The sequence below is a fragment of the Patescibacteria group bacterium genome, from assembly GCA_035288465.1.
Lineage (GTDB): Bacteria > Patescibacteriota > UBA1384 > DATEAH01 > DATEAH01 > DATEAH01.
In genome coordinates, this window is the sequence record DATEAH010000004.1 from 1 (window position 1) to 6,690 (window position 6,690).

6 protein-coding genes are annotated in these 6,690 nt (G+C 39.4%); all 6 read left to right on the plus strand.

The features are described from left to right. A partial coding sequence (locus VJJ80_00625; protein ID HLC38621.1) for a glycosyltransferase occupies positions 1-1,145 on the plus strand: 1,145 nt, incomplete at its 5' end. Next, the gene (locus VJJ80_00630) at positions 1,102-1,950 is read left to right on the plus strand and encodes a glycosyltransferase family 2 protein (GenBank protein ID HLC38622.1); all 849 of its coding nucleotides are present in this window, start codon (positions 1,102-1,104) and stop codon (positions 1,948-1,950) included. The genes VJJ80_00625 and VJJ80_00630, both read left to right, overlap by 44 nt. Positions 1,951-2,029: 79 nt before the next feature. Next, positions 2,030-2,602 carry a tetratricopeptide repeat protein gene (locus VJJ80_00635; protein HLC38623.1) on the plus strand — a complete coding sequence of 191 codons (573 nt, stop codon included), beginning with the start codon at positions 2,030-2,032 and terminating at the stop codon, positions 2,600-2,602. Further along, complete coding sequence (locus tag VJJ80_00640; protein HLC38624.1) at positions 2,599-4,209, plus strand: hypothetical protein; 1,611 nt, start codon at positions 2,599-2,601, stop codon at positions 4,207-4,209. Before VJJ80_00635 ends, VJJ80_00640 begins: the two co-directional genes overlap by 4 nt. Continuing rightward, a complete protein-coding gene (locus tag VJJ80_00645; protein HLC38625.1) occupies positions 4,206-6,155 on the plus strand; it encodes a S8 family peptidase in 1,950 nt (649 codons plus the stop codon). The genes VJJ80_00640 and VJJ80_00645 overlap by 4 nt, the downstream gene beginning before the upstream one ends. 43 nt (positions 6,156-6,198) lie before the next feature. Continuing rightward, positions 6,199-6,690, plus strand: a 492-nt coding sequence (locus tag VJJ80_00650; protein ID HLC38626.1) for a glycoside hydrolase, incomplete at its 3' end; no start/stop codon positions are given.

Sequence of the window (6,690 nt, forward strand, 5' to 3'; positions counted from 1 at the left end):
TCCCAGACTACACCCTTCCCAATCAAACCGCCTTAGTGGTTCCTCCCAAGAATCCCAAAGCCTTAGCCCGTGCCATCCTCAAACTCCTCAAAGATGAACCACTCTTAAAAGACATCTCTAAAGCTGGCTATCAACACATCAAACAATACAGTTGGGGTAAAGCAACCAGGAAGTTAGAAGGGATATTTTTGTCAAAACTCGAACCCGAGATTGACTCTCAAATCAAAGTAGCCATCATTGTCTTGAATTGGAATCAAAAAAGAATGACCACCAAATGCGTAGCAAGTTTGATTGAAAACGATTGGCCAAATTATAAAATAATTGTCGCTGATAATAATTCCACCGATGGCAGCCCTGAATATTTAAAACAAAAGTTTGGCGCTAAAATTTTTCTTTTAAAAAATCCCAAAAATTTAGGTTATGCTGAAGGAAACAACCAAGCCTTAAAGTGGGCGCAAAAACAGGATTTTGATTACTTTTTGGTGGTTAATAATGATTGCGAATTTGCGAAAAACTTTTTAACGGAAATGCTCCGGGCAGCCGCAATTTTTCCTGAGGCGGGAATGATCGCCCCCAAAGTCTTTTATGCGCAGAGACCAAATATTCTTCAATATACCGGTGGTGAATTTGTGTGGCGATACGGCGAAGCGCGTTTGCGGGGTAATTTGAAAGAAGACCTGGGTCAATTTAATTATTTTTCAAGACCTGATTTTGCTTCGGGGGTATGTTTATTAGTGAGCCGAGACTTGTTGGAAAAAATTGGGCTAATCCCGAATAAATATTTTATGTATAGCGAAGATGTGGATTGGTCATTTAGAGCTAAAAAAGCTGGTTTTGAAATTATTTATCAGCCAGCGGCCCAAGTTTGGCATTATGACTCATATAGCTCGGGGGCGCAAAATCCGATCAAATCCTATTATTATATTCGCAATATTTGGCTGGTCATCGCCAAGTGGGCAAATATAAACCAAAAAATATTATTTTTAGTCTTTTTCCATTGGAAATTATTAAAAATGATCATTAAGGATTTGCTGGCTGGAAATTATAAAAATATCAAAGCTATAATCGCCGGATATCGGGCGTTTGCGAAAGGAGAAACTGGTGAAAACTCAACCTACACTTTCAATAATTATCGTCAGTTATAACACCCAAAAATTACTTTTTGAAACTCTAAATTCAATTTATAAATTTGATAACAAGCAGTCTCAATTTGAGGTGGTTGTGATTGATAATGCTTCTCGAGACGGATCTGCTAAAATGGTGGCGGAAAAATTTCCAAAAGTAAAATTGATTCAAAATTCGCGCAATTTAGGTTTTGGCCGGGCCAATAATCTGGCCGCAAAAAAAAGTACCGGTAAATATTTATTTTTTTTAAATAGCGATACTTTGGTGCAAAAATCGGCATTGTTAGAAATCATTAAATTTTTTGACCAGCGACCAAAAGCTGGGGTTTTGGGACCAAAATTACTTTTGGGCAATAAACAGATTCAACCATTTGCAGCCGGTAATGTTTTAAATTTGAAAAATTTAATTTTCGGGAAATTTTTTGATTTTTGGACTAGAAAATTAAAATGGAGAACCGGTTTAAACTGGCGAGACAAATTTATTTTTAATTTAGCCTTGCCCAAAAAACAAACACGGGTTGATTGGGTGAGCGGGGCGGCGATGGCAGTTCGAAAAGATTTATTTTCGAAATTGAGAGGTTTTGATTGCAAATATTTTATGTATTTTGAAGATCAAGATTTGTGTTTAAGGGCTAAAAAACGCGGTTTTCAAGTTTGGTATCTACCACAAACTAAAATTATTCACTTGGGCGGGATGAGCCTCAAAACTGACAATAAAAGAAAAAAATTATATTATATTAGCCAAGCTTATTTTATTAAAAAACATTTTGGAATATTTCAATATTGGCTTTGGAAAATACTCTCTTTGCCAATCCGAACTCGCTAAAATTGGCTTTTTGAAATTTGACGGCATTTTTGAATATGTTATAATTATTGATACATTGAATTGTCCTTAAAGGGGGTTGATGAAGAACAGAAACACTTTATGGTCTATTTTGGTTGTTGCCGTAATCGCGCTGGTGGCGTTAATCGCTTGGTATTGGTCACAAAAAAATGAAAAGAAATCAACTTCATCGACAAATTTAGAAAATTCAGTTTTAGGGAATCAGTCAAGTGAAGTGGCGGAGAAAGAAGGCACCACCGAACCGGCGTCGTCAAATTCTAAATCAATAAATGATTTGATTGAAGCGGCCAAAACTGCTTATCTGGCAAAAGATTATACCAAAGCTGCCAGTTTGTATGAAGAGGCTTTGACCAAGGAACCAAAAAATGCCCAAGCGATTTTAGGTTTGGGCAATACGTATCGTGATTGGGGTGAGGCTGATTTGGCGATTCAACAATACCAAAATTTAATCTCGATTGATAAACATAATGTGACGGCGTATTTGAACTTGGCGGGTGTTTATCAGGATCAAAAGCAAGCTGAAAAAGCCCAAACCATTTTAGAGCAAGGGATTAATAATAACCCTGGAAACATGACTTTACAAAATAGTTTAGATATTTTAAATCTCGAGCCTTCAGCGGCTGAGGGGCGATGAAAAAAATATTATTAATTTTAGTGACAATTTTAATTTCAGCAAATTGGTGGTTAATGCCTGAAAAAGCGGAAAAGGCCTCGGCAGCAACTGTTTCTGCCACCTTTAACCCCAACCTGCTAATTTCGGATGCGGATTTTACGAATAAAAATGCCAAGTCCGCCGCCCAAATTCAAGCTTTTATGTTGAATAAGGGCTCGGCTTTTACTAACTATACGGTTCCAGAATATGTAAATGTCCCTTTTCCTTATCGGGACGGGGCTGGAAACGCACGTTGGGGGACGGTGGCGGTTCGTCAACATAATGATGGTTCCGGAGAAAATTTGTATGGCATGAAAATGTCTACCCTAATTTATCAAGAAGCCCAACAGCACGGCATTAACCCAGAAGTGTTGATAATTTTAATGCAAAGAGAATCAAGTTCAATCACTCAAGGTCAAATCAGTGATACCAGAAAAGCTTGGCCAATTTTCTATGGTTTTAACGAAGCCATGGCAGGTTTTAAATTAGATTATGCCACTTCCCGGCAACGGGCGATTGATTATGGCGGGGCTGGCCAGCAAATTGCTTATGCAACTTGGTGGTTAAGGGACCGTTATGACAGAAATATCAAATGGGGCGGTTATCCAATTATTGATGGTCAGGTTATGTCTCCTGGTTCTCGTGCAACTCAGGTTCTTTATGTTTATACCCCGCATATTTATTGGGGAAATTACAATTTCTGGAAATATTATTATAATTGGTTTGCAAATTTCCCAGATCCTTTTAAGCCGGTGGCAATTAAAACTGCCACTGATGCGCGAGTGTTTTTATCAGCGGCCGGTTATCGTTGGCTGATTGGGTCGTCGAGAGATGCGGCTGCTTGGAATTATAAATCAGGAACGGCGACGGTAATTACCGATGAAGCAATGGCGGCGATTCCCTATAAAGGAAAAATTACTCGGCTGATCAAAGGTTCAAGTTCTTTAGTATATGTGGTGGATTCCGGGTATAAACGGCATATCACTTCGGTCGCCAGTTTTAGTATTTTTGGCGTCAGTTGGAACAATTTAATTAAAGTGCCGGATAGCTTGTTAAAACAAATTCCGACCGAAATCCCGGTTGGCGGACTGGTTAAATCATCGGTTTCACCGGGAATTTATTTAGTCTCTGGTGGTACGAAGCATTACGTGCCAAGCTATGACGTGATGCGGTTATGGGGTTTTGGTTGGGGCGATATCAGTACCGTTTCCGCGCCAATATTAAATGCCTATGCGGCTGGTAATAACCTTTCCATGTTAGTCAAGGGACCAGGTCCTGAAGTTTATGCCATGTTGGGCGGATATGGGGCACACGTAAGTTCCGCGGATGTTTGGAATGCTTGGCAGTTTCGCTGGTCTGATTTAACCTATGTAGACAGCAGAACCATGGTTCAAATTAATCGGGTACCCTTTGATTTAACGCGGATGATTAAAGGTCCGGGACCAGATATTTATTTTATGGAGAATTGCCGAAAACGTCATATAATTACCGCTTCTGCGTTTAATAATTATACGGCTCGCTATGGCGGATATTTTACGATTTATAGTGGCTTATTTAATTCAATTCCAACTGGAGGTGACATTAGATGAAATTAACTAAAATTTTGTATAAATTAACCGTGTGGGCAACATGCTTCGCTTTTATTGCCCCCTTTTTATTTTTTGAGCCTGATTCAGCCTCAGCCAAGAATCCAAATTTGATTGACGATAATTATATTATTTCTTTTGAAAATTCTGAAGCGGTTTCGGCTTTTTTAAATAAACATCAACAAGAAATCATTAGCCAAAAGAATCTTGGCCATAATATTTATCAGTTTAATTTTGAAAAAGAAGGTTTTACCTTTTTTTCAAATCGTATAAAGAACTTTCCCAGAGAAAAAGGGGTAAAGTCAGTCGATCTTAATCGGAAAATTAGGAGTTTTGTGACCCCAAACGACCCTCTTTATTCAAATCAATGGCATTTGACAAAAATTCGAGCCGCCTCCGGTTGGGAGCTGGAAACCGGATCTGCTGCAACCACCACTGCCATAATTGATACCGGCACTAATTATAATCACGCTGATTTATCGGGTAAAATCTGGTCTAATACTGCTGAAGTTGGCGGAATACCAGGTGTTGATGATGATGCCAATGGCTATATTGATGATGTGAGGGGTTGGGATTTTGTTAATTCTGATGTAGCTCCATCTGATGATGAAGGTCATGGCACCGCCGTCACTGGTATGGCCACCGCCTCGACCAACAACAGTCAAGGTGTGGCTGGGGTAGATTGGTTAGCAAAAATTATGCCTTTGAAAGTATTAGATGAATTTGGGAGCGGACTTGAATCTGATTTAATTGCGGCGATTAATTATGCGGCTGATAATGGTGCGAAAGTGATTAATATGAGTTTGGGCGGAGATTCATATTCGCAATCTCTAAAAAATTCAGTTGATGACGCTGTCACAGCCGGCTTAATTTTAGTGGCAGCTTCAGGCAATACCCCTTATTGTACTATTGGTGAAAATTTGGGTGTTAATTGGCCAGCGGCCTTTTCAAATGTAATTGCTGTTGGCTCGACAAATAGCTCAGATGTTGTTTCAAGCTTTTCATGTTCCGGTCCTGAAGTTGATGTGACCGCACCTGGTCAGTCAATTTATAGCACTGATATTGGAGGAGGATATGCCGATGCTGGTTCTGGGACATCTTTTGCATCTCCTCAAGTTGCCGGCTTAGCAGGTTTAATTTTAGCGAAATACCCGGGCGCAACTTATAGTGATGTTTATAATCGTTTGATTCACGGTGCCGAAAAAGTGGCTGGTATGGGGACGAATTATTTTACAATTTATTATGGTCATGGTCGGATTAATGTCCCAACCAGTTTGGTTAAGCTTGTTAAAATTAGTGGATCTGCAAAGGTTTATCTGATTTATCGGGGCACCAAACATCATCTCAAATCTTCAAAAGTTTTTAGTTATTATGGGGTTTCCTGGTCAGATTTGGAAACAATTTCCTATACCGCGGCCACCGGAATTTGGACCGGCACGCCAATTGGTTATTTGACAAAGGGATCTTCGGCGGCCGTATATTTAGTGGCTGGCAATAAACGATATTATATTAATGATTATACCTTGATGCAAATGTGGGGTTTTAATTGGAACAGTATTGAAACAATTTCTAGCACAGTTTTAAACCGAGTTCCTGCTGGGGGAAATTTAATGATGTTAGCAAAGGGATCAGGATCCCCTGTTTATGCGATGTTGGGAGGCTACGGAGCACATGTCAATTCCGCCGATGTTTGGAATGCCTGGCAATTTAGCTGGAATAGTATTACCCAACTTGATAATGGAACTTTAGCAATTTTAAATATCGTTTCGCCAGATTTAACACGGATTATCAAAGGTTCTGGTCCGGAAATTTATTTTGTGGATAATGGCACTAAAAGGCATTTACAATCAGCCTCGGCTTTCGCTTCTTTTTCGGCGGTATTTGGCGGTTATTTTACCATTAATGATGGTTTGTTAAATTATATTCCAAATGGCGCCCCGATTAATTAGTTGCTTTTTGTAATAAAATCGGGTATAATCAAGTTCAAGAAAAATGAAAATAAATTTTATCCTCCCTGGTATTACCGTTGGCGGTGGTGTTAGGGTAATTTTTGAGTATGCTAATAATTTGGTGAAAAGAGGACATAAGGTTAAAATTATCTATCCCGGCAAGATAAAGCCCGGGAATAATTTTGTTTGGCCGATCGAGGCAAAATTACGCCAACTTAAATATTATTGGCAAATGGAGATTTTAAAAGAAACTGAAGCAGATTGGTTTCCTCTTAGAGCTAAATTATTACGTGTTCCAAGTCTGGATGCTAAATATATTCCTTCAGCCGAGGTGGTGGTGGCCACCGCCGTAGAAACTGCTCCTTGGGTAGCGAAGCTGCCCTTGGAGTGTGGAGCCAAGTTCTATTTCATCCAAGGTTATGAAACCTGGGCAATGCCAGCTGCCAAAGTCCATGCTACCTACAAACTGCCCATGACTAAAATTGTGATTGCTTCTTGGTTAAAAAGACTGATTTTAAAGAAAACCGGTGAAAGA

Excerpts from the sequence above, each read along its gene's own strand:
- VJJ80_00635 (HLC38623.1), top strand. The coding sequence starts at position 2,030 with ATGAAGAACAGAAACACTTTATGGTCTATTTTGGTTGTTGCCGTAATC.
- VJJ80_00640 (HLC38624.1), top strand. The coding sequence starts at position 2,599 with ATGAAAAAAATATTATTAATTTTAGTGACAATTTTAATTTCAGCAAAT.
- VJJ80_00645 (HLC38625.1), top strand. The coding sequence starts at position 4,206 with ATGAAATTAACTAAAATTTTGTATAAATTAACCGTGTGGGCAACATGC.